Below are 23,989 nucleotides of genomic sequence, written 5' to 3' on the forward strand. Positions count from 1 at the left end.
ACCAAAATGTGTGTAAATAAAATGGATTATCCTAATCCAGGAATAGAGTGTGTTGTAAATACTTGTGGTTACTATATGTCAGGTAACCATTGCTCAGTGGAAAAAAATAGAGGTGCAGCCGAGAAACGTCTAAAATAATTAATTTACAGTTATAGTGAAAAATAAGAGAATTGAATCCTGTTTTCAGGAGGCAGTTTTCTTGTTTTTTTAAAAGTTTAATATTCATTTTATATATGAGCTGTCGTTTTTGAATTTATATAAAAAATTGGGATTACACCCTTCATTACTTAATCAATCTCTTAACTCACACCATATTTATCAATCTTCTCAGGTTGTATGCAAGGAAACTAAGCCCCAACTCAGCTGTTTTGTTTTTGTAAATCTTTGAGTAACCGTATTGACAATATATGAATATAGTTCTAAAATGAATTATGTTCATATATTTAAGTAATAGCTTCAAATGAAAGGAAGTGGTAAAAATAAAGATTTTTAGTTTCTGGCAAAAATGGTTGTTTACAGTTGGGTTGATAATGTCGATTTTTGGATTGTTACTTGCTTTTTTTAACCAGTCGGAATTTTTCAACCTGATTTATAATAACCAAATAAACTCATTGTTTTGGGATGATGGACAATTAACTGAAAAAACTATTATGTTTCAGAAACTGGTATATGGAGTGCTAGGTGCGACTTGTATTGGATTCGGGGCTTTTATTTCATTCATTGCTTTTTACCCGTTCAGAAATAAAGAGTTATGGTCTTGGAATTGTATTGCAGTTGCTGTGACGTTATGGTTTATTCCGGATACAGTCTTATCTTTATACTTCGGTGCGGCATTTAATGCGGTCTTAAATACACTACTATATATTGCAATACTTTTTCCCTTAATCTTTACAAAAAAACATTTTCAGAGGATTTAGTATATGGCAGGACTACGGGAGAAGAAGAAAACTGATAGGAATAAACGTATACAAAATGCTGCTATTAAGCTTTTTGGAACACAGGGTTATGAAGCTACTACTATGAGAGGAATTGCGCAAGAGGCAGAATTGGGAGTCGGAACGCTTTACAACTATTACAAATCAAAGGGAGAAATACTTCTTTCAATTATTGATGACAAATCCGAAGAGTTCGTTTATGAGTTTGATGATGCAATAAAAAATCGAAAGAATGACATTTTTAGTTCCGTGAGTACATTCTTTGGAATATATATAAAAAGCTTTTCGATTTATAATAAACGGATATGGCGAGAGTTTCTTTCAGCAGCACTGACTAAACAGCCATCAATCATTGAGTATATATGGGCGATTGACTCTATTTTTATAAAAAAATTTACTGAGTTGCTTCAACGCTTTGCAAAAGATGGACTTATTGGGAATGGCATCGACTTTGAATCTATTTCACTTACTTTTTATAGTGTTTTGGGTTTTCATATTCTTAAATATATATCGGATGAGGATATATCAATCGAAGTACTGAAAGAATCATTTGAAAAGCAGATTCGTGTACTTATAGCGGGTTTGATATAGGATGTATTTAATAAAATGAGGTGTTCAAACCTTTTGGTTATAATCACAAAGAAGCACGGGGACGGTTCGAAACCACTGAAAAAGTGCCATTTTCATATAACTTTTAGCCAGTAAATTTTACCTTTAACAGAAATATTCGAAATTTTTACCATACAGTAATAAATAACGTTAAAACGAGAGGGTAGTAGGCTTGCTATCCTCTTTAAATTTACTGCTAATGCTGTTAATTTTGCTTGCGTTCGCATGCTTCTAAGACCATACCCTCTGGCACGATCCATCCCATGAAATCTTTTCATTTCACCATTTTTCCATTCATGACTTGCTCGTTTCTTGTACTTTTCTAAAAACCCAGGCATCTTGGCTCGCTGGCTATATTCGTAAAATTCCGGGGTGTTCAAACCTAATAACAGCTTATTTGCTATATTGCTTCCATTTATACAATTTTTCCGGTTCGGGCAGTTACGGCAGGCTTCTTTTTCAAATTTGTATTCTAAAAACTGTCGCCCATCCTTTCTTGTTACCTTCTTTTTATCAACTGTATAATTCCCATATTCACAAAACCACTGGTCTGAGTCTTTATTGTATTTGTATCTGTTTTCGTCCACCCGATAAACTGTTTCACTTACAGGAATAATTGCTTCCACATGATCTCTTTCCAATATTTCAAGAATCGGTTTTCTGAAATATCCTTTATCCCCATAGGCTCCTTTGATATTTATCCCACACTCCTTTGTCTTAGTGTATAGCTCTTCATATCCACTTCCATCTACATAAGCCCCATCGTGGGCATCAACTGCAGTAATTATTCTTTCTTCAGGAAGCATTGTAAACTCTACTTTATATCCGAAAAAGCTATTTGTTTTAGATTTATAGCCTACTCTGGCATCTTCATCAACTAATGACCTTATACCTTTTTGTTGAATAAATTTAGGGTCTTTCAATATCTCTTCAGCTTTATCTATCGCATTTTTTGTTTCTGGTAAGATCGATACATCAACTTCATTTTTTACTTCCGTAATAAGCTCTTCCAGATAGTTCTTCATGGTTTCTTTTGCTTGCTTATGGTCTTCTATCTCCTTGTAGTTTGGAATTTTTACGTCTATCTGCTCTGGGATTATCCCATTTTCTTCATTGAGGCTTTTAAGAATTTTTTTAGCAAGATGCTTCATAACCCTTTCAGGTACTTTCTTTGTGGTATTAGCTTCTGTATGAGTACAATCTATACTGATTCCAGTCCCCTTGATTATTCCTTTCTCTACACACTGCTTTACTACTTCTTTAATAATGTCATCCAGAGTTGCATATTTCAATCTTTGGATTCTGAATTTCGCCAGTAGACTCGGGTCAGGGAGGTCTTCTTCAGGATTTATGCCAATAAACCACATGTAGGCAAGGTTTACTGCTGCATTTTCTATAATCTGAATGTCCGAAAGGTTGTACATGTATTGTAGAATCAGTAATTTTGCCATCATCTCAGGCTCTTTTGCAGGTCTTCCATAATATTTGCAGTAGGAATCTTCTAATATTTTATTGATGAAACTGAAATTTACTGCATTATTTATTCGTTTAAGTATATGATTTTCTGGAATTTTGTTATATAATATTGAATACAAACTTAATTGCTTAGGTTCATTCTTAAGCATCAAGAAACCCCCTTGTAGATAATGTTTGCGTCACATTCATTATATCATACAAAGGGGTTTTTTGATAGGCTTGTATAGTATTTTATTGCATTATTTACAATATTTATTTAAAGTTTTTCAGTGGTTTCGGACGGTTCCTGTGCTTCTTCTTTAAAACTTAATAAATTGAAGGAAAAAACAATTTTAATGTACCATGGTTTCCATCCAAACGGTATTCATTATACAACTAAAAAATTAAAATGATTAACAAAAAGGTATATAATGCGATTTTCGGCATTTCAATTTTCAAAATTACATTAGATCCCTAAGTAATATCAATGACTCTAAAGCTATGCTATCAGCGGCCTTACACTCATCAATCAAGAATGCGATTTTTTGTCTTATCTCGGGTTTTGCAAAATTCTGCATTTGCTGTTCATTGCGGGCATATCCACCCAAAATATCTGCCATTTTCCATATGTTTGATACTATCTTAGAGAATTGCTCTTCAGCACACTTGCATAAATCCTTAAATCCGGGAAACTCCTCAGATATTTTTTTTATAAATATAGCTGCATTACGTCGGCCATCAATAAGACAATCCATTGCATCTCCCTGGCACATAAGGCGTTCGGCTAAAATTGGCAAAATTGCATTCTGGGGGAAATCAGATTCGCTTAATACAGCTTTTTTCCAAGCATCATAAGCTACTATGCCTTTAGCAAAAGCTTTACCTGGCTTTAAGTCCAATCTCCCTGTCATTACTTTAATAGCATTTTCTATAATTGCTTTATTAGTTATTTGTGGTTTGCGTTTTTCACCAATAGAAATTACAGCTATAGTATCATTGTTTTCCCACCATTTATTTGAAATGAAGTATCCTGATTCATCGATTTTAACATCAGTAGCGAATTCTGCAGCATCCTGAAAAAAGTTCCAACCCAACAGGATTTTACCACTTTCTCTATAGCCTGTTATAATACAGGCTTCTGGTGGACCAACTATGCCAAGTGCTATACATGGGGAACCTTTGTCAATTTGATTCTTAATAAAGTTGATAAAATCATTTTTATTATCTGAATTGTTATTGCTGTTAAATCTTACATCACATGATGTGTTTGTCCTGGTTATTATCCGGAACTCACGACCTAATGCTTCAACACCTAATCTGTAAATTTCTTCTGGATTATCAAATGTATGAATAACATCAACATTCCCACCATTCCACGAAGTCGTATCCCATGTTAGACGAAAAGCTGCTCCTGTAGATGCCATCAAAAAATCTATACTTACATCTTGACCAAGATAGTTTGCACAGCTTTTCACACACATTGGATATGGTGTACATCCGTCTGAGCCATATTCAACTTTAGAAATTCCATATAGTATAACACTGGTTTCACTTTTATTCATGAGTATCATCCTCTCTTTTCATTGAATTTAGTAGCCCAACGCCAAACACGCAGGCACAGAGCTTTATTCTGCCTACAGTTGGACGCTTTTTTCTGAACTCAGATGGTGTTAGCCCAGTGATTCGCTTAAATGCACGCGTAAAAGTATCATGATTAGCAAACCCGTATTTAGTAGCGACGCTTATTACACTTTGGCTGTTATGCAGGATTTCATATGCTGCATTGGAAATTTTTCGAGTAAGTATATACTTTGAAAGAGTTATACCAGTTTTCATAACAAAAATATCCCGTATATGTGCTATTGAAAAGCCTGTGGCTCTTTCTAACTCTTTATAGTTGATTTTTTCATGTATTCTATTTTCTATGTAAATGATAATACAGCTAACAGTCAGAAAGTAATCCATAATCACCGCCATGATTTTCCTTCGCAAAGTATATTTAGTATATCATAACAGAAGAAATATTCTCGACTTTTTTACGGGAATTGATATTATCAAAGGCTGACCTAAACATATTACCAGCATTAAGGCCAATAATCTTTTTATGCAAACATTTCTCAATAAATTTACCACACCATACAATAGTATAGTTTGTTTACACTTGTCCAAAATTATATATAGTATTTGATTAACTAAGGTTTGGAATACATTACAACAACTATAGACAAATATAAACGTATTCTTTTTAGTACTTATTATTTTGAAGAAGTAGACAATAAATAAACTTTATTAGGCTACAAGAAACATAGTTCATAAACTTATTAGTTGCATACTTCAAAACATGCAATTGCTATAATTAGCCTGAAAGACATATGCAGCATATTCAATGTTTACTATGTGTGTAAAATATTGTATAATTATACCATTAAATGCAATTCTTTGGGGGTTATGTATTAGATGAATACTTCAATATGGTCTGTGTTATTTGTTACAGTACCAGAACAAGCATTAATGCTTATAACCTGTTTATTAGTGGCAGGCTACAAAGATGTTTTTAGTTTGAGAGTGGAAAAAAATATCGTTAAATTACTCGGAACTGTAATACTTATGGTTATAAGTTCCATTTTATGTTTACGTTTTATAGATAACTCGAATACAACAAAATCAATTGCTTTGGGAATTATGTTTTTAATGATAATCTATACTGTATTTAGATATAGCTTCTTCAAGTGTTTAGGTGGACTATTAGTTTCATCTATTATTGTAATCATTGGAGAAGCGATATCATATAGTATAATACTTAGCATTTTAAACATAACAAGTATTGATGTGTACAATTTTAGTACTTTTTCAATGGTGCTTATTTCATCCCCAACTCGTATCCTTCAGTTAGTATTCTTGTATTTTTTACTTCACTCAAAAAAAATAAAAATAGAAATTAATAAACCTTCCAAAAATGAAATAGTGTTGTTATCTTTTTGTATAGCGATTATTATTATGAATATGTATCAGATTGAGCACTTCATTACAATATCAAGAACAAAAGAGGATACACTTTTGATGTTTATGAATGCTATTTGTACTACAGGGTTTTCGTTATTTTGCTTAATGAAGCTGACTAGTATGGAAAAAAAGATGGTTTACCAGCACCTTATGCACGACTTTGATTTGCATAGAATAAAACAGCTTATTGAAGAGGGTAGGACTGACTATGCCGCCGAATTGATTGATTTAACATTAAAAGCTCAGAATAGTACAAATTATGATTGAAAGGTTGGGATAACCAATGAAAATTAAAGCTTTGAAAGCATTGGGAGCTATTGCAGCGCTGTTATCAGTTGCATCAGCAGGTTTCCCCAGTTTTTGGATTCTCTATCAACCACGTGTACCTAAATGCTTAAGAAAGTAAAATAATAGATTATCCTACCCTCTTCAAATAAATTGTTAACTAGGAACGTCACCTAAACAAATAACGAGGCTACTTTATATACTGCAATTGCTTTAAAATATTTTAAAAGCCTAATGCCCTAAAGTATTAATTTGTCAAGATATTAATTGCACAATCAAGTATTTTGGTTTATGTCTACAAAAACGCAAACTGATTATTAGTAAGTTTTTTTACTATTCTCAGTCACTTTAGTGCTGCATTGGGTACAATCCCATTCATTACACAGTTCAACATATCTTAACGGCTTTCATAGCCTTTATCTGCCACAGCTTCAATCTTCTCTACCTAATGAGTTTCCTTCGCACTCCGAGCTACTTCTTTTAACAGTCCTTGGTCAGTGTTGTGATTGATTACTTCATATTCTGCAATCAGATGATTCCCTTTATATACCGCTTAACTGTCTGTGAATTTGCACTATTCAATGTAGTTAAGCATATTATGTAAATAAATGGTAATAAGTCTGAATTTTTTTCTTATTTGCCCATGTACAGTGATTAACTTGGAAAGGGGGCTTTAAAATGGCGAATTTGTTGGATTATGTGGGTGCCGACTCCAGAGTGGGACAAAAGAATAATATATGGGCTCTCTTTCTTTTTTTCTTTTATAATGCAGGGGAGGGAACCTTCAGCGAACTAAGTCCAAGCAGGATCACTTTTTCAGGAAACACCACCTCACTGGGCAGAACAGAGCCTTTCAACTTACAGGTGGAGCTCTTGAGTAATACGCGGTGCAATGTAATATTTCAAGGTGCCGCTAGAAATATACCTTACCGGATACAAGACAATACTTTTTATGCCGATCTTTCAACCGATGCCTTGTTTATCATGTCAAGATACAATAACTCGGAAACATTTGTCAGTGTATCTGTGCTAACTGGAGACGGGGGAGCAACATCTACCACATATCACATACAACCAGTATAAGGGGTGTAATTGTGAAGAGTATTTACCAAGAAGTAGTGGCGACTATGAGAAATTTAGGAAAATACTATTACACTTTTGAAATACAGACCGAGAACGACTGGGGTGGAGATATGAATAGGTCCAGGAAAGGAAAATATCGGGAGGAGTTCTATGGGGATTACAAAGTAGATTTTACCAATAGAACTGCGTATATAACTTTAAACAGCAATGATAAGCGGTTTTTGAATCAAGAAACATACTATAATGACCGAAAGGTATACTTCGGACAAGAGGGCAGAAGGTGGGATATTCTCAAATTTAGCAAAGAAGAGTATAATAATCTGTTTGAACAGAATGGGAAGCTCTCACTTTTTGCTTTCGGTAGCTATGACGCAAGCAGAATGACTACTCAATACGAGGGTGAGAATATAGTTTTGGACAATATATATATGCCAAAGTTTGATTTTAAAAAAAAGGTATACAACCTTGAAGCATTTAAAATTAGAATGAAATCAGATATATTAACAAATTTGATAAAAATTATAATCTTCGACGGGGACAATCGGTACGGCTATTCAGGCCGTATCAGATACAGATACAAATTGGCTGCTGTAAATGACCTGGTACATATCGAGGAACCATTCTAGCTATATAAGCGTTGGAGCATATTCAAGTCTGCTCCAGGAGTTTTTCAAATTTTCATCCGAACTCCGCAAAATTATCTTCTATCTTTATGCCAGTGTCTTCATAATAAGTTGGCAGTACTCCGGAGGATATGCATTTTTGTATATCCTCCAGTTTATAAACCGGAATCGCCGTCCGGATGTGCCGGAATATGCACATATTAAGCAAATTAAGATAAGAGACAAAAGTTCGATGGCGTGTTTATTGGTTTTCACAAAGGATATTTGTATTAGTGATCATGGCCTTCCTCGTCAGCTTCAGCATTTGCTCTCGTAGCATGGACCGGACCATATGGATGCTGGGGTGGTGCATAAATATAGTACAGCTTAAGCGGTCTATTACCTGTATTAATTAGATTATGCCATTTGCCGGCAGGGATGATTGAAAGCATAGTTATCGCGTACATTTGCTTGAAAATCCGACATATCTTTCCTATCGCCCATTTTAATAAGCCCGTGTGCTTTGATTTGTTAGAATTATATAAATTCTTATCGTAAGAAACAGCAAGATGATTGCTTAGTTGCAATTGAAAGAATTTCGATTATTGTTTTTTTGAGATGCTGCATTGACATTCCATGGAATTAGGAATATAATATTTTCAGTATATTAGAAAAAACTAATATACTGAAAATAGGGAGATAATCAAGATAAAGGATTTAATTGAACAAAAGATTGGCGAGTAGCCTACTAGGATGGAGAATTACTTATGTCAAACATGGGGAATCAGCTTGTTTCAAATATTTTTAAGGCATTATCGCATCCTACAAGACTTCAGATTGTCAGGCTTCTAAAAGAGAAGCCGTTGTGTGTCTGTGATATATTGCCGCAGTTGGAATCGGAGCAGTCTAATACATCACAGCACCTATCGGTGCTGAAGAATCAGGGCATTGTTGACAGCAAAAAAGACGGACTTATGGTTATATACCGCATAAAGAGCCCTGAAGTGTACCAAATGATAGATATTGCAGAAGCTATCATATTAAGGCAGATAGAGGAAACAAAATCATCCTTGGAAAAGAACAAGTAAGTTATTTGAGAGGGGTTAAAGGGAGATGGTTTTTTGTTTGTATTTGAATGGCTAAACAATCAATTGTTTAAAATGGAATGGCTGTACAGTCTGATCAGGCTTTTGGTGGAAAAGGTGTTTGGGTTGAGTATCCAGGATAGATTGGGTGGAAGCATACATTTCTTTGTTTATGACGTAATAAAGATATTTATTTTACTTTCAATATTGATTTTTGTGATTTCATATGTACAAAGCTTTTTCCCTCCTGAAAGGACAAGGAAGATATTAGGCCGGTACAATGGAATATCTGCAAATGTATTAGGCGCACTGCTTGGAACTGTTACACCCTTTTGCTCATGCTCCTCCATTCCCTTGTTTATTGGATTTACAAGCGCGGGGCTGCCCATAGGGGTTACGTTTTCATTTTTGATATCCTCACCGCTTGTGGATTTGGCTTCTGTGATACTTCTTGCAAGCATATTCAACTGGAAAATCGCCATAGCTTACGTAATTGTAGGCATTATACTGGCTGTTATCGGAGGCTCTGTTATCAGCAGATTAAAGCTTGAAAAATACGTGGAGCCGTTTGTTTTTAGTAACAAGGTCCTGGAAGCAGAGAGAGATGAGTTGACTGTCCGCGATAGAATGGACTTTTCCAAAGAGCAGGTACTCAGTATAATCAAGAAGGTTTGGATGTATATCTTGATTGGTGTTGGAATAGGTGCCGCCATCCACAACTGGATTCCCGAGTCTGTTATCTCTGCAGTACTTGGTCAGGACAAATGGTACTCCGTTTTACTGGCAACCATCGTTGGTGTTCCAATGTATGCGGATATCTTTGGAACACTGCCTATCGCTGAAGCATTGGTTTTAAAGGGTGTGGGAATTGGTACGGCATTATCCTTTATGATGGCTGTTACTGCACTTTCGCTTCCATCTATGATCATGCTGAAGAATGTGGTTAAGACTAAGCTTTTAGTTATCTTTGCGGGTATTGTTACCTTGGGAATAATCATTATTGGATATATATTTAATGCTTTTGGATACATATTAATATAATTTTAAGGAGAAATTTGCTATGGTAATCAAGGTTTTAGGTTCTGGATGTAAAAACTGTGTGACATTAAAGGAAAATACAGAAACAGCGCTAAAGGAATCAGGAATTGAAGCAGAGATTGTCAAGGTTACAGATTTTAAGGACATTATGGCCTACGGTGTAATGTCAACTCCGGCATTGGTAATTGATGAGAAGGTTGTTTCATTCGGAAAGGTTTTAAAGCCCAAGGACATCGTTAAAATACTCGGAACCTTTAAATAAAACTGGCTTGCTCGTGATGGAAGATTGGTCCCAATCCATAGAAGAAAAGTATGGCATGGACATGGCAAAGGTTAATCGATTTCAAGCAGCTTGGCAGTAATTCCGGGAAAAGACTGAGGAGAAATCAAACGATTGTTCATTAAATTTTTGAACTCCTTTACTATATGTTTATGCTATAATACATGACAAGTTTGATAGCTTGATATATGCATTTTCAGCTGCTTTTTTTCAAGCACTGATATGTAAATTTATTGCTTCTCATGTAAAAAATATTTGACATACTGTATAATCAATGATACAATTTGTATATTATTAATTACATACATAAGGAGTGATTAGATATGTCATATCAGGAAAAGAGAACAATCGTATCAATTATTACAGGGCTATTAATTTTTGGGGCATATTGCATATACACATATGGGAAGTGGCAGTCTGGTGTTATAGCCGCCGATGATATGAAATTCTGGGCGAGCACCATGCTTGTGTTTATCGGAATAGGTATTGCGGCAGCCATTGTTATACAAATTGTATTTCACATTCTGCTTTCCATTGCGATTACCATAAAGGAAAGCGTTATGAATGGCAAGTGTGATGACAAAGAAATTGAAAAAACAATTGGGGCTGAAATGGTTACAGATGAAATGGACAAATTGATTGAACTTAATTCGATGAGAATTGCCTTTGTTGTTGTCGGTATAGGATTTGTTGCAGCTCTCTTCTCGCAGATATTCAGCTATTCTATTGCAGTCATGCTAAACATTATGTATTTATCCTTCTACGCAGGGTCACTGCTTGAAGGATTCGTTCAGCTATACTTTTACAGAAGGGGAATAAAAAATGGCTAAGAAATTTGAAATTACAAATAACATACGAAGACTACGTTTCTTTGCCAATGAAATGACACAACAGCAGCTTGCCGAAAAAGTTGGGGCATCAAGACAAACCATAGTGGCAATAGAGGCTGGAAAATATTCTCCCTCATTGGAACTCGCTTTCCGTATCGCTGATGCCTTTGATGTTAAAATCGGGGAAGTGTTTGAGTGCGAAGTGAAGGAGGGCTAAACAGTGAAAGCAGTAGTATATGATAAAAGAAATTCTACCAACACCCTTGTGTACCAGGAGGTAGAAAAGCCAATACCGAATGATAATGAAGTTTTAGTAAAAATCTTTGCTTCATCGATAAATGCTGCCGATTACCGCTCAATGAAGATGGGGATCATTCCGAAACAGAAAATCTTTGGAGCTGATATTGCTGGACGTATTGAGGCGCTTGGGAAAAACACGAATAAGTTTAGAATCGGAGAAGAAGTGCTTGGAGATATTTCAAATTTTGGTTTTGGAGGTTTTGCCGAATATGTTGCTGTCCCTGAAAGTGCATTGGTTTTGAAACCGGCCAATGTTTCGTTCGTAACAGCTGCCGCGATTCCAATGGCTGCAGTTACAGCTCTTCAGGCTTTGCGTGATAAAGGAAACGTTCAACCGGGACACAAGATACTGATTTGTGGTGCCGGGGGCGGTGTGGGTACATTTGCGGTTCAGCTAGCCAAACACTTTGGGGCGGAAGTATCTGCAGTATGCGGCGGGGAGAATGTAAAGGTGGTACAATCTCTTGGTGCGGACCATGTGGTTAACTACAATAAGGATGACTTTACCAAAGGTAGTAAGCTTTATGATCTCGTCTTAGCTGTAAATGGAAACCATACGATTTCAGTATATAAGCGCATGTTGGCTCTAAAGGGTGTTTTTGTCCTGGTTGGAGGGGCATTGACTCAGGTTGTCAAAACAATGCTGTTTGGAACATTCATGTCAATGGGCAGCAGAAAAATGCGATTTCTTGCGGCGAAGCCGAATGTAAAGGATTTGGAATACATAATTAAGCTTGTTGAAGATGGCAAGGTCAAGCCAGTTATTGACAGGTGTTATCCGATTCATGAAACTGCAGAAGCAGTGCAGTACCTCAGCAAGGGTCATGCCAAGGGGAAAGTTGTTATAAATGTTCAGAATGATTAATAGATTAATGAAGGAGTGTATGATATGATTCCAAGCAAAAAGACGGCGAGATTAGCAGGATTTTTCTACTTACTTATGCTAGTGTTCGGTGGGTTCGCAGAAGTAGTTCGACAGACTTTATTTGTAACTGGGGATATGGCTGCCACAGCCAATAATATAGTATCAAATGAATTTCTTTATCGCTTTGGTATAGTAAGCGAACTAATTATGATGACGTGCTTTGTGCTACTGCCTTTAGTCTTATACAAACTACTTGTTTCAGTAAATAAGAATATTGCTATACTTATGATTATTTTTGCTATAGTGAGTGTTCCAATAAATATGCTCAACCTTTTAAATAGTTATGCATGTTTGCAATTAATGAGCGGTGCAGGATACTTAAATGTCTTTGAATCAAGTCAGTTGCAGGCGCAGGCAATGCTGTACCATGATATGTATTTAAGTGGGTATGAAATAGCAAGCATATTCTTTGGTTTATGGCTGGTTCCCTTTGGGTTTTTAGTCTATAAGTCAGGGTTTCTTCCCAGGGTTCTTGGTTTTTTGCTGATGATCGGTGGTTGCGGAATGTTTATAAATGTATTTGCACATTTTCTTTTCCCGAGCTACCAGATAGTTAATACAATTCTTTTAATACCTGGAACGGTTGCAGAGATTAGCACAATCCTGTGGTTATTAGTCAGAGCCATCAACGAATCAAAAATTAAAGCTAAAGAATTATTGTAGTTAACTTTGGTGCTTCCTTTTCATAGACAAGCAGCATTTTTATATAGGCAGGGTTAATAAAATGACAGGTTCGGAAATATGATACTTGTCATTTTTTTTGCAGAATTATGACAATTGTAATGATTTTCATGACAAAGGACATGGTGTAAAAAAATGTATATATTGTATGATTATTATAGAAATAGCAATAATACAAAAACAAAATTTATGATTTGAAATATAAATATGTTTTCAGGATAAGGACAATGCTATGGAAATATTTCGCATAAATTCTGATGATTTAAAGTTATTGAAAAGGGCAATAAAATACATAAAGCCTTATAAAATAAGGTTTAGTCTTGCATTTATCTGTATTTTTGCAGGTATAGCTGTTGGAATAATACAGCCGTTATTATTTGCTAAAATAGTTACTAACTTGTTTTCAGGGGATTTCAATGGGATCCTAATATATTCATTATATTTATTATTAATGTATTTACTGCAAATGTGTCTAGGGTTTTTTCAATCATATTTATTCAGTTATTTACAGGTGAGCATAACATTTGATTTAAAGAATAATATGTATGACAAAATCTTATGCTTACCCGTAAAAGCATTTGATAAAATGGGAGTAGGGGATTTTTTATCCCGTTTAGAGGGTGATGCATCAGCTATAGCTAGTATTATTACAGAGCAGTTACTAAATGCAGTAGTTGATATAATTAAAGTAATTATTTTGAGTATTGTTATATTCATGGTTAGTACACAGTTAGCCTTTATTGTTATACTAAGTTTCCCTGCTAATTTCTTAATATTCTCAATTTTTGGTAGAATATTAAGAAATAAAGTTAAAGAAGCTAAAAAAATCAGTGATACTTATTATAGAAACATTCAGGAGTCAATCTCAGGGATAAGGGAAATAAAAAGTCTGGGAGTAAAAAACAGTAAGCTGAAATCCTATTTATTAATTAATCTGGAACTTAAAATGAAGAATTTAAAGATAGCAATACTAAATATATTTTCAAATACTATAACTCAAAGCGTTGAGTATATTACAACTGTTCTTGTACTGGTTATAGGGGGATATCTAACACTAAAAGGCTTTATGAAAATTGAATACTTACTGGCATTCAACTCCTATTCAAACCAATACTTGACCTCCTTAATGAATTTATCAAGGCTAAATTCAAATATACAACAAATATTTACATCACTTGAAAGAATATTTGGATTAATGGATAACTTAAATTATAGCTGTACAGAATTTGGTAATGTGAAAAAGGATCATGTAAAAGGGGATATTGAATTTAAAAATGTCATTTTTGAGCATGATTCAAACCAGCCAGTCTTAAAAGAAGTTTCATTTATTGTTCCTAGTAATAAAATTATTGCAATCGTTGGACCGAGTGGAAGTGGAAAAACAACAATATTCAATCTTTTACTTCGGTTTTATGAACCTATGTCCGGGCAAATACTTTTGGATAATATCTGTATAGGTGATTATGATGAGGAGTCACTTAGAAAACATATCTCCATAGTTCGACAGGAGCCTTTTTTGTTTAATGTATCAATAATAGATAATCTACGATTAGTAAATCCATCTGCATCAATAGAAGAAATTGATAATGCTTGTAAGGCAACATATATATATGATCACATAAAAAGCCTACCTCAAGGATATAACTCTATAATTGGAGAAAATGGAGTCAATTTTTCAGGTGGTCAAAAACAGAGGCTGGCAATTGCAAGAGCATTACTAAAAAATTCAAAAGTTATTTTGTTTGATGAGGCAACCTCGTCTCTTGATAACGAGTCCCAGTTTATTATTAAAAAGACAATTAAGGAGTTATCTTCAAATCATACAATTATAGTTATTGCACATAGACTATTAACTGTAGTTGATGCAGATGAAATAATTGTCATTGATAACGGTAGGATTTCTGGAAGTGGAACACATCCCAAACTAATTAAAAACAATGCAATATATAAAAATCTATATAAAGAAGAGCTTAGAATAATAAACGAGAAAAGTGTCCTTGAAGCATAATTAAGCATTAGCAAATTTTCATATTGGTATTCTTCAATTTGTGTAAATAAGGTTTAATTCTCATCATTTTAAAGCGCGCTAAAAGGTGAGTATTAATATATCCCCATAAGAATAATTCGGGAGAAAGGATATAAAGGAGGTGAAATTGATATGAAAAAATTGGCAAGAAAGTCTCAAAAATCTATACAGACACTGGAAGCATTCTGCAGTCATGTGGCAGGTCATTATTGTACTTCATGCTACTGTGTTACACAAGGGGGTTCTGGTTTAGCTAAAATTCCGGTATATAGCGCCGGATACTAATAGGACAACCTGTAGACTACTCAGGATAAATATGCAGTGGGGGTTAGTTTTAACCCCACTGCATATTTACATAAAAAATAATAAAGTTAGGAGAATTACTGATGAATTCTGAGTTACCTTTTGTTCATCTGTTTAAAAATATTAATGAGTATTATTTATATGATGTAAACAAACACAAGATACTTAACATACCAGAAGAAGTATATAATTTGTTACTGAAACAGAAAGAAACGGGTGATAAAGTCCAGCACCCTTTAATAGCAAAAATGATGGAAAATGGGTATCTGTCATCCAATAGGGTTGTTGAAATGCTTCATTCAGCAGACCCTGTCTTAGAAGATTACTTAAACAGTAAGGTTGAAAGGATGGTACTTCAGGTAACCCAACAATGTAATTTCAGATGTGCATATTGTGTTTATTCGGGGGAATACACAAACAGAAAACATGCGAATAATAAAATGAGTTTAGAAGTAGCTAAAAAAGCTATTGATTTTCTGATTAGTCATTCAAGAGATTCCTCTTCAATTGATTTGGGGTTTTATGGAGGAGAACCATTACTGGAATTTGACTTAATTAAAAATTGTATAGAATATTTTGAAAAAAAGGCTGAAGGTAAGGCAATAACAATAAGCATTACATGCAATGGGAGTTTAATAAGTGAAGAAATCATAGAATACTTTCAAAACCATAATGTTACAATGAGCATAAGTATTGATGGGCCTAAAGAAGTGCATGACAAAAACAGAAAATTTGCTGGCAGCGGATGTGGTACTTTTGACAAAGTTCAGGAAAACTTAATTATGATAAGGAAAAAGTATCCGGAATATGCGAAATCCATACTGTATTCAATGGTTATTGATCCAACACTTGACTTAAGCTGCATAAATCAGTTTGTAGCTACCGAGGAATATTTTGATGATGTAATAATAAGCACCTCTATTATATCCAGTGATTACAAAAAGGATAAGATTAATTATACTGAAGATTTCATTTCAAAATGGGAATACAATAAGTTCAGATTCTTTTTGGCGATGCTAGGGAGAATAGACGATGGGAATTTAGCTAAATTTGTAAAGATATCTTTTAAGTTATTATATGATTTTATGGAAACCGCTGATAAGTATTATCCGGAAATAAACAGTAAAGACCATCACTCCGGGCCATGTGTGCCGGGACAAACAAGGTTATTTGTAAATGTTAATGGTGACCTCTTTCCTTGTGAAAGGGTCAGTGAAGATTCTGAAGCTATGAAAATTGGAAATATTTATGATGGGTTTAGTTTTGATAAAGCCCGGGCAATACTGAATATTGGAAAGTTGACTGAGGATAATTGCAGGGATTGTTTTGCATTCAGAAGATGCACTTTATGTGCTTCACATGCTGATGTGGTTAATGAGAATACAAGTGAATTATCAAAAGAAAAAAAGTTATCTGCATGCTTGGGAGTACGGCAAAGATTTGAACAGGATCTTAAAGATTATTGCACGCTAAAAAGGCTAGGGTATGACATTAACCGTGATGTTATCAGGATAGGAGAAAAAAATATAAAATAGGGAGATATAGATATATGAAAGGTAAAGAGAGAATAATTGTACATCCTTATGATTCACATTTTACTCCGGTATTAAGAAATACGAATTTTTTGAACGAATATGATATCGTGGGCGTTTCTTCGCTTACTGGTTGGGGTTTTAGTGGTAAGGATGCTGGTTTGGCAGATGGCGGCAATTTGACCGGGATTATCGTCGAAAAAAAATTTGACGTACTTATTGAACTATGCGATACCGTACTATTTCTTGAATCTGATTTGAAATGTTCATTTGAATTGAATATTTATCCTCAAATTATGCAAGCAATAAATGCAGGCAAGAATATAATCTGTACATTAGATTTAAAAGAAAAGTATAAAGAAATCTATGATGCATGCATGTCGAAAAGTGTGAATTTTAACTATTTAAGGAAATCAGATGCTAGTGAACCTGAATATTTAAATAAACCGGGTAAAATATCAGACATCAGTACACCTATTATTGCGGTAATCAGCGTCACTGAAGGAGCGAATAAATTTGCCATCCAATTATCCTTAAGAGACAACATTCAGAAAATGGGTTATAAGGTTAGTCAGGTAGGAACTAGAAACTATTGCGAATTATTAGATTTTCACTCATTCCCGGAGTTTATGTCTAGTGGTACAATACCTGAATATAAAAAGGTTCTATTGTTTAATGAATACATAAAAAACATAGAGGTGCAGGAAGAGCCGGATGTTATAATAGTTGGAATACCTGGTGCAATAATGCCATTTAATAATGATATTCATAATGGGTTTGGTATTTTAGCTTACGAGGTATTTCAGGCAATAAATCCGGATGCTTCAATATTAAGCCTTCTATATGAAGACTATAAAGCTGAATACTTTGATATTTTAACTAAAAAAATAAGATATCAATTTGGATTTGATGTTGATGGCATAAACATTACCAATAAAAAGGTGGATTGGATGGAAATGATGAACAATAAAACATCAACTATCAGAACACTTTCAATAAATACGGATTTTGTTAATAAAAAAGTGAAAGAGTTTAATAATAAATCGGATATACCAGTTTTCAACATATTGGATGACTCGGATTCAAAAAGTATGGCTCAAGTGATAATAAACAAATTAGAAGGAAATGCAAATATAAAAATTATTTAGTTTGTATTAGGAGGGTGTTTTATGGGCATAAATTGTGATACTAAAAAAGTTGATGAAACGTTAAAACAGATAATTGAGGATAAACTAAGTCTTAACTTGAATGGTTTCAGTGATGATATGGCTGACCAGGATTTGCTTGGAAGCCACTTTCGGCTAAAGGCAAGTGAGTTATTATTTATTTTTTTTGAAATAGAAAGAGTTTTTAATGTAAAAATTCCTGAAAGAGATATAAAAGAAGGTAATTTTAATACTTTAAGTAAGATTAAGAATATTATTCTTAATCAAATTAAAGTAAAATAAATTAAGTTAAGTTAACAATTAGAGAAGAATACACTAATTGATAGGTATGTTCAAACCTATTGGTGTCAGCGAGTACAAGCTTTTGCAGGAAATTTCTGAGGAACTAAAGAGCATCCCGAATTATGTGGTCAAAAGCAATACAAAATGCGATGGAGATGCCTTAAGGTTCATGGGATGGCTAATACTGCCTGACACAGGCTAAAACAATATGCTGCCATCATACTTAGTTCTCGAGGGTATTCTTCCGATACTATCCTTAATGACACAAGAAATAGTACGAATACCTTTAAGAATTTTTTCATTATTAACTCTATACAGGCTTAAACGGACGATATTTGATTTTCTGTAATCCTGCAAAAACAAATCTTCAATATCAGTTAAGTAAATACTTTCCGAATGGAGTTTCATGGAAAATAACCTTGCATTGGTACTGGGAGGAAGTTCAATACAAGTAAATACGCCAGTTCTTGGTATTGAAGCTTTGCATTCAGTTGGCAAATATAAATTACATGCCTTTCGTAGGGTATCCATTTGTTTGAGAAAATGCTTTCTAATTTGCTTTATATGCGTGTCATACATACCACTTTTTATAAACACTTCAAGAGCACCTTGAGATAAAACGTTGGTTGTAATATCACAGCAAGCTTTATATTCTTTGAACACATTATAAAGAACTTTAGGCATAACGGCAAGACCAATTCTTAAGCCGGGTAATACAGTCTTTGAGAAACTTTTCAAGTAAACAACTCTGTTTGATAAGTCATGAGAAATCAATGGGTCAGACTTTGAATCCAATTCCAAATCAGCAAGGTAGTCATCTTCCACAATGTATACATCATACTTTTCGGCCAGTTTTAAGATATCCTTTTTTTGAGATTTAGTATATGAATAACCAGTTGGGTTATGAAAACGGGGCATTGTATAGAAAAACTTGATGTCATCATTACGAAAATACCTTTCAAGTGTACCCAGATCAATACCTTCCTTATCTCTTTCGATACCTAATGCTGTAACATTGTTTAATTCCAGAACCCTTTTCATACCAAAATACGTAGGTTGTTCTATCAGAACGTTCTTTTTACCGTTGGGAAAGGGCATACAGGCTAATATGAATAAAGCTTGCTGTACTCCTGATGTAATGAAAATATTATCAGTATCAGCAAATACCTGGTAGCCGGCTAGGTGTTTTTGCAAAGCTTTTCTTAAAGCAAAAAAACCTTTTATATCTGAATATTCATATAGGCTATCCTTATGTATTTTTATTGCATGAGTTATACACTGGCCAAAATCCAGATTTGAAATTATAGTCGGATTGGGATAGACAGAAGAGAAGTCTATTGTATTATCGTCTTCAGGCTTTTGCACAATGCTTTCTCCAGGACAAACTGAAGAAAAATCAGAGATGCTTTTTTCTTTATTATTTATATTATCCTTTTCAACAACATAATAGCCACTTTGAGGTATTGAAAAAATCACATTTTCTCTTTTTAGCTCCTCAAAAGCGTGAATAACAGTGGAAGTACTACATTTGAAATGGTTGGCTATCTTTCGGACAGATGTAACTTTATCTCCGGCTTTTAGCTCCGATTCTTTTATTGACTTTTTTACGTACTCCATGATTTTGTTGTACTTGTTTTGCATAAGTCACCTTAAACTGTATTGGTACAGTTAACCTTATTATTGATTGAATTTTTGAGTGTCTATAATTATACTATGGGTGGACTGGTACAGACAATATTAATATTTATTTGATGGGAGATAATGCTTATGACTTTAAAACAGTATATTATAAAACAGCTCATTGAGATAAAACAAGTTATGGAGAGAACAATGAACGGTTTGAAGAATGAAGACCTTACTTCACATGAACCGTGCAACCACTGGCCTATAGCATGGAATATACAACACTGTTGTGGCGGAATTGATTTACTTCTGTATAAGCACATAACAGGAGGCCTTTTTTTAGAACATGATGTGGATAGAATTGCTTACCCTTTTAAGTTTGAACCAAAACCAAATGATAGCTATCCTCCTTTAACTGAACTGGAAACACGCTGGACAAGTCTGATGGATTCAACCATTAATGCAATTTTGAAGCTGGAAGACGAAGAGTTTGATGAATCTTTGATAAATAAATGTTATACAGCTATTAGTCATACAAATTTACATCTTCGTGGCATTTGGTGCATTCTAGGGGAAAGACGTGTAGATGAAAAATGGCCGATAGAAGATACTTGTATGCTTTAGATTGAATAATAAAAAGGAAGGAAGATTATGGACATGAAAATATCGACATGTACAAAAGAAGATTTTGATGAAATAATAGAAAACTTTGAACTGTATTGGGGCAATGAAAAAAATGAAAGATTGCAGAAAATCAGGACATTGCACCATCCAATGATGCTGTATGAATTAGGAGACAATGCGTATGTTGTTAAAGATGACAATAAAGTTATAGCATACTTATTTGGTATAATATCACGGAAAGAGCCGCTTGCTTATGTTCATATGATTGCTACTCACAGGGATTATAAAAGAAAAGGATATGCAAGACAACTGTATGAGCATTTTATTGAGGCAGCAAAGCAGGATGGCTGTAAGTACATTAAAGCGATTACATCCATTGGAAATGAAGAATCAAGGAGATTCCATACAGGAATCGGAATGAGGTTAATAGGTGAAACAAATACCCAAGGTATACCCGTAGTCAGTAATTATGCTGGTCCGGGAGAGGATAGGGTAGTTATTATGAAAAGTATTGTATAAGAGAGTCGCTCACTTCGCCTTCGGTAAGTAAGCCAGATGGATAGTATTCAAGCCCCCTTAGTGGTACGTACTATTCCGGCTGGTAAATATGCAGAATTCACGATCAGGGGGCATGTTCAGGAAGCAGTAGGAGCGCTTTGGCAAGAAATCTGGCAGATGGGTTTGGAAAGATTGTATTCTTATGATTTTGAGGTATACCACAATAATTCTGAAGATATTAATGACCAGATGATCGATATTTACATTTCTATTAAGTAGCTAAAGAACTTAATAATTTTAAGATAACACGATAAACATGACATGCTATTGTCATGTTTATCGTGTTATAATGGGAAAAAAGCTTATGATATTCAAAATACAGGAAAATAAAAGAGCTAACCAAAGTGGCGACAAAATAAATTATGAAGGAGTTTAAGGACTATAATGAAATATGAATGGCTTGACGAATACTGTCTTTCTAAGAAGGGAACAGAAAAAGAGTATAAACCGGAGTGGGATGCCACCCGCTACATGATTAGGGGTAAGATGTTTGTTTTACTTGGCGGGGACAAAGATGGAAAACCAATTGCTACAGTAAAGTTGGAGCCCTCACATGGCGAATTATTGAGACAACAGTACAAAGACATTATACCGGGTTATTATATGAACAAAGAACATTGGAACTCCCTAAACCTGGAAGGAAGTGTGCCGGATGGGGTACTGAAGGAAATGGTAGACAGTTCTTACAGGTTGATTTTTGAATCTCTGAGTAAAAAAATCCAAAAAGAGCTGTTGGGGGAATGAGAAATATTTCAGTCAAGATACCGGTTGCTGTGAGTGTAAACACAGACATGAAAGGAGTAAAGCGGTATGAAAATAATGAGTATTGACAGCAGCAATATTGATTCTGAGCATATTTGCTGTGCTATTTCAGAAAAGAAAGGCGAGACTTGTGTAGCGTCTAAGAAAGCCTGGATGAAAAGACAATTTGAAGAAGGTCTTGTTTTCAAAAAGCTTGATATCCGGGGAAAGGTCTTTATAGAGTATATACCTGCAGAAAATGCATGGTGTCCCATTGAAGCCGGGGGATATATGTATATAAACTGTTTTTGGGTTTCCGGGCAATTTAAAGGTCAGGGCTATGCAAACAAACTGCTTGACGAATGCATCAATGATGCGAAACGGCAGTGCAAAAAAGGTCTTGTTATTCTCTCGTCAAAAAAGAAGATACCGTTTTTATCAGACCCTAAATATTTAAAATATAAAGGTTTTAAAACATGTGATACTGCAGAGCCCTATTATGAGCTTCTATATCTACCATTTGATGAAAATATGGATAAGCCAAAATTTAAGCATTGCTGCAAGCGTGCTTCGATTGATGAAAAAGGCATGGTTTTGTTTTACTCAAACCAATGCCCGCATACCGATAAATATGCTCCATTAATAGCGGAGATTGCCAAATCAAAAGGAAAGAACATTACTTTAAAAAAGATTGAATCAAAGGAGCAGGCACAAAATGCCCCGGCTCCGTTTACGACATACAGCTTTTTTTATGATGGGCAGTTTGTGACCAATGAAATATTTTCTGACAGCAAGTTTGTAAAATTTTTAGAGGAAAAGAGTTTGTAAATATTCAGTCTTTCTGGATTATGATATTATAGTACCTGGAGTGGTTGGGAATTTGGTGCAAAATATTGATATACCTCACATTTTCGTGCACAAATTGAGAGGACATGTTATACATCTCCGAATATAATTAAGTCGAAGGAGTAAATACGATGGAATGGTTGGATAGGCTGAATCAATCAATAAGCTACATAGAGGATAACCTTGCAGGGGCAATAGATTTTGAGCAGGCAGCAAAAATTGCATGCTGTTCATCCTTTCACTTCCAAAGGATGTTCTCATATATTGCAAATGTTTCACTGGCAGAGTACATAAGGCGCAGAAGGATGACTCTTGCGGCATTTGAACTGCAGAACAGCGATGTAAAGGTTATCGATTTGGCTTTTAAATATGGATATGATTCTCCAACCTCGTTTTCAAGAGCTTTTCAGAATGTTCACGGAGTGCCTCCGTCGGTTGCTAAAAGTGAGGGAGTTATTCTGAAGGCGCATCCACGTATAACCTTCTTGATTTCGATTAAAGGAGAAGTGGAGATGAATTACAGGATTGAAAAAAAAGCAGCTTTCCGTGTTGTGGGGGCTAGAAAGCATTTTGATTTGAACGTAGAAGAAAACTTTAAAGAAGTGCCTAAGTTCTGGGGAGAGACCTTTCAAAACGGTATGATTGCTGAAATCGGGCAATTATCTAATCAAGAACCTTTTGGGGTTTTGGGTGTAAGCACATGCATGAATGGTAAGGATTTTGATTACTATATTGCTGCTGCTACTGACAAGCCAGTTCCGGAAAACATGCATGAATATCAAGTGCCTGCAGCTACCTGGGCAATATTTGAATGTATAGGCCCTATGCCTGCTGCTCTTCAAGAGCTTCAGAAGAGGATTGTAACTGAGTGGTTGCCGACATCAGGATATGAATATGCGGATGTACCGGACATAGAGGTTTACCCAGAAGGAGATACAAGCTCACCAAATTATAGATGTGAAGCTTGGCTGCCGGTTATTAAGATATAGAAAAAGAGGTTTTTATATAATTGCCTTTGATTGTTGTAGCGGGCGCTATCGGGTCTATAAGAAATTTCGTGTAAATTTATTTTGATAAATAGCTATAGCTGGTTACCATAACCTTTATACCTGAAGAATTTAATAATACTATTATTTGCCACAATAATTTGGATATGCATGTTTCTGAATAATTATGG

General features: G+C 34.7%; 27 protein-coding genes and 2 pseudogenes. 24 read left to right on the forward strand and 5 right to left on the reverse strand.

Annotated features, from left to right (window positions below; all coding sequences use genetic code 11):
- Nucleotides 1-6: 6 nt before the first annotated feature.
- Nucleotides 7-133, forward strand: a pseudogene (locus N3I35_06445) (DUF1540 domain-containing protein).
- A gap of 787 nt (nucleotides 134-920) precedes the next feature.
- Nucleotides 921-1,526 (forward strand): TetR/AcrR family transcriptional regulator, encoded by a 606-nt coding sequence (locus N3I35_06450; protein MCX8129723.1) that lies wholly within the window; start codon nucleotides 921-923, stop codon nucleotides 1,524-1,526.
- Nucleotides 1,527-1,618: 92 nt separating this feature from the next.
- On the opposite strand, the gene N3I35_06455 is transcribed toward N3I35_06450, so the two are convergent.
- The 3 genes from N3I35_06455 to N3I35_06465 form a co-directional block, all read right to left on the reverse strand.
- On the reverse strand, nucleotides 1,619-3,169 hold the full coding sequence (locus N3I35_06455; protein MCX8129724.1) for an IS1182 family transposase: 1,551 nt from the start codon (nucleotides 3,167-3,169) through the stop codon (nucleotides 1,619-1,621).
- A gap of 291 nt (nucleotides 3,170-3,460) precedes the next feature.
- Entirely contained in the window at nucleotides 3,461-4,561 is a 1,101-nt protein-coding gene (locus tag N3I35_06460) for an RNA polymerase subunit sigma-24 (protein ID MCX8129725.1), read from the reverse strand.
- Nucleotides 4,554-4,976, reverse strand: coding sequence for an AraC family transcriptional regulator (locus N3I35_06465; GenBank protein ID MCX8129726.1), 423 nt, complete (start codon nucleotides 4,974-4,976; stop codon nucleotides 4,554-4,556). Before N3I35_06465 ends, N3I35_06460 begins: the two co-directional genes overlap by 8 nt.
- Before the next feature lie 480 nt (nucleotides 4,977-5,456).
- Here N3I35_06465 and N3I35_06470 point away from each other — a divergent pair, with 480 nt between their 5' ends.
- The 3 genes from N3I35_06470 to N3I35_06480 all read left to right on the forward strand — a co-directional run bounded on the left by N3I35_06470 (nucleotide 5,457) and on the right by N3I35_06480 (nucleotide 7,996).
- Nucleotides 5,457-6,269 (forward strand): hypothetical protein, encoded by an 813-nt coding sequence (locus N3I35_06470; protein ID MCX8129727.1) that lies wholly within the window; start codon nucleotides 5,457-5,459, stop codon nucleotides 6,267-6,269.
- Nucleotides 6,270-6,965: 696 nt separating this feature from the next.
- The gene (locus N3I35_06475) at nucleotides 6,966-7,370 is read left to right on the forward strand and encodes a hypothetical protein (protein MCX8129728.1); all 405 of its coding nucleotides are present in this window, start codon (nucleotides 6,966-6,968) and stop codon (nucleotides 7,368-7,370) included.
- A gap of 11 nt (nucleotides 7,371-7,381) precedes the next feature.
- The gene (locus tag N3I35_06480) at nucleotides 7,382-7,996 is read left to right on the forward strand and encodes a hypothetical protein (protein MCX8129729.1); all 615 of its coding nucleotides are present in this window, start codon (nucleotides 7,382-7,384) and stop codon (nucleotides 7,994-7,996) included.
- Between the two features lie 266 nt (nucleotides 7,997-8,262).
- On the opposite strand, the pseudogene N3I35_06485 reads toward N3I35_06480, so the two are convergent.
- A pseudogene (locus N3I35_06485) lies at nucleotides 8,263-8,488 on the reverse strand (cupin domain-containing protein).
- 251 nt (nucleotides 8,489-8,739) lie between these two features.
- On the opposite strand from N3I35_06485, the gene N3I35_06490 reads away from it, so the two are divergent.
- From N3I35_06490 to N3I35_06550, 13 genes are all read left to right on the forward strand, one after another.
- Nucleotides 8,740-9,060, forward strand: coding sequence for a metalloregulator ArsR/SmtB family transcription factor (locus tag N3I35_06490; GenBank protein MCX8129730.1), 321 nt, complete (start codon nucleotides 8,740-8,742; stop codon nucleotides 9,058-9,060).
- Nucleotides 9,061-9,093: 33 nt separating this feature from the next.
- Nucleotides 9,094-10,098: a permease gene (locus N3I35_06495; protein MCX8129731.1), complete on the forward strand. Its 1,005-nt coding sequence runs from the start codon at nucleotides 9,094-9,096 to the stop codon at nucleotides 10,096-10,098.
- 19 nt (nucleotides 10,099-10,117) lie between these two features.
- Nucleotides 10,118-10,357, forward strand: a complete 240-nt coding sequence (locus N3I35_06500; GenBank protein MCX8129732.1) for a thioredoxin family protein — start codon at nucleotides 10,118-10,120, stop codon at nucleotides 10,355-10,357.
- A 341-nt stretch (nucleotides 10,358-10,698) separates the two neighbouring features.
- On the forward strand, nucleotides 10,699-11,205 hold the full coding sequence (locus N3I35_06505; protein ID MCX8129733.1) for a hypothetical protein: 507 nt from the start codon (nucleotides 10,699-10,701) through the stop codon (nucleotides 11,203-11,205).
- The gene (locus N3I35_06510; protein ID MCX8129734.1) at nucleotides 11,198-11,422 is read left to right on the forward strand and encodes a helix-turn-helix transcriptional regulator; all 225 of its coding nucleotides are present in this window, start codon (nucleotides 11,198-11,200) and stop codon (nucleotides 11,420-11,422) included. The genes N3I35_06505 and N3I35_06510 overlap by 8 nt, the downstream gene beginning before the upstream one ends.
- 3 nt (nucleotides 11,423-11,425) lie before the next feature.
- A complete protein-coding gene (locus N3I35_06515) occupies nucleotides 11,426-12,370 on the forward strand; it encodes an NAD(P)-dependent alcohol dehydrogenase (protein MCX8129735.1) in 945 nt (314 codons plus the stop codon).
- Between the two features lie 24 nt (nucleotides 12,371-12,394).
- A complete protein-coding gene (locus N3I35_06520; GenBank protein ID MCX8129736.1) occupies nucleotides 12,395-13,093 on the forward strand; it encodes a DUF4386 domain-containing protein in 699 nt (232 codons plus the stop codon).
- A gap of 250 nt (nucleotides 13,094-13,343) precedes the next feature.
- Nucleotides 13,344-15,119, forward strand: coding sequence for an ABC transporter ATP-binding protein/permease (locus N3I35_06525; protein MCX8129737.1), 1,776 nt, complete (start codon nucleotides 13,344-13,346; stop codon nucleotides 15,117-15,119).
- A gap of 150 nt (nucleotides 15,120-15,269) precedes the next feature.
- On the forward strand, nucleotides 15,270-15,422 hold the full coding sequence (locus tag N3I35_06530) for a hypothetical protein (protein ID MCX8129738.1): 153 nt from the start codon (nucleotides 15,270-15,272) through the stop codon (nucleotides 15,420-15,422).
- 101 nt (nucleotides 15,423-15,523) lie between these two features.
- The gene (gene ccpM / locus N3I35_06535; GenBank protein ID MCX8129739.1) at nucleotides 15,524-16,975 is read left to right on the forward strand and encodes a Cys-rich peptide radical SAM maturase CcpM; all 1,452 of its coding nucleotides are present in this window, start codon (nucleotides 15,524-15,526) and stop codon (nucleotides 16,973-16,975) included.
- 14 nt (nucleotides 16,976-16,989) lie between these two features.
- Nucleotides 16,990-18,120, forward strand: a complete 1,131-nt coding sequence (locus N3I35_06540) for a TIGR04066 family peptide maturation system protein (protein MCX8129740.1) — start codon at nucleotides 16,990-16,992, stop codon at nucleotides 18,118-18,120.
- A 21-nt stretch (nucleotides 18,121-18,141) separates the two neighbouring features.
- The gene (locus tag N3I35_06545) at nucleotides 18,142-18,420 is read left to right on the forward strand and encodes a hypothetical protein (protein ID MCX8129741.1); all 279 of its coding nucleotides are present in this window, start codon (nucleotides 18,142-18,144) and stop codon (nucleotides 18,418-18,420) included.
- A 37-nt stretch (nucleotides 18,421-18,457) separates the two neighbouring features.
- Nucleotides 18,458-18,622 carry a hypothetical protein gene (locus N3I35_06550; GenBank protein MCX8129742.1) on the forward strand — a complete coding sequence of 55 codons (165 nt, stop codon included), beginning with the start codon at nucleotides 18,458-18,460 and terminating at the stop codon, nucleotides 18,620-18,622.
- On the opposite strand, the gene N3I35_06555 is transcribed toward N3I35_06550, so the two are convergent.
- A complete protein-coding gene (locus N3I35_06555; protein MCX8129743.1) occupies nucleotides 18,619-20,061 on the reverse strand; it encodes a PLP-dependent aminotransferase family protein in 1,443 nt (480 codons plus the stop codon). The genes N3I35_06550 and N3I35_06555 overlap by 4 nt on opposite strands.
- A 126-nt stretch (nucleotides 20,062-20,187) precedes the next feature.
- Between N3I35_06555 and N3I35_06560 the strand changes: the two genes are divergently transcribed.
- The 6 genes from N3I35_06560 to N3I35_06585 all read left to right on the forward strand — a co-directional run bounded on the left by N3I35_06560 (nucleotide 20,188) and on the right by N3I35_06585 (nucleotide 23,801).
- Nucleotides 20,188-20,667, forward strand: coding sequence for a DinB family protein (locus N3I35_06560; protein MCX8129744.1), 480 nt, complete (start codon nucleotides 20,188-20,190; stop codon nucleotides 20,665-20,667).
- Between the two features lie 27 nt (nucleotides 20,668-20,694).
- Nucleotides 20,695-21,186: a GNAT family N-acetyltransferase gene (locus N3I35_06565; protein ID MCX8129745.1), complete on the forward strand. Its 492-nt coding sequence runs from the start codon at nucleotides 20,695-20,697 to the stop codon at nucleotides 21,184-21,186.
- 36 nt (nucleotides 21,187-21,222) lie between these two features.
- Nucleotides 21,223-21,444: a GyrI-like domain-containing protein gene (locus tag N3I35_06570; protein ID MCX8129746.1), complete on the forward strand. Its 222-nt coding sequence runs from the start codon at nucleotides 21,223-21,225 to the stop codon at nucleotides 21,442-21,444.
- Nucleotides 21,445-21,609: 165 nt separating this feature from the next.
- Nucleotides 21,610-21,969: an MmcQ/YjbR family DNA-binding protein gene (locus tag N3I35_06575; GenBank protein MCX8129747.1), complete on the forward strand. Its 360-nt coding sequence runs from the start codon at nucleotides 21,610-21,612 to the stop codon at nucleotides 21,967-21,969.
- Nucleotides 21,970-22,035: 66 nt separating this feature from the next.
- Nucleotides 22,036-22,794, forward strand: coding sequence for a GNAT family N-acetyltransferase (locus tag N3I35_06580; protein MCX8129748.1), 759 nt, complete (start codon nucleotides 22,036-22,038; stop codon nucleotides 22,792-22,794).
- A 149-nt stretch (nucleotides 22,795-22,943) separates the two neighbouring features.
- Nucleotides 22,944-23,801, forward strand: a complete 858-nt coding sequence (locus N3I35_06585; GenBank protein ID MCX8129749.1) for an AraC family transcriptional regulator — start codon at nucleotides 22,944-22,946, stop codon at nucleotides 23,799-23,801.
- Nucleotides 23,802-23,989 lie beyond the last annotated feature (188 nt).

The sequence above is a fragment of the Clostridia bacterium genome (assembly GCA_026414765.1).
Lineage (GTDB): Bacteria > Bacillota > Clostridia > Acetivibrionales > DSM-27016 > SKW86.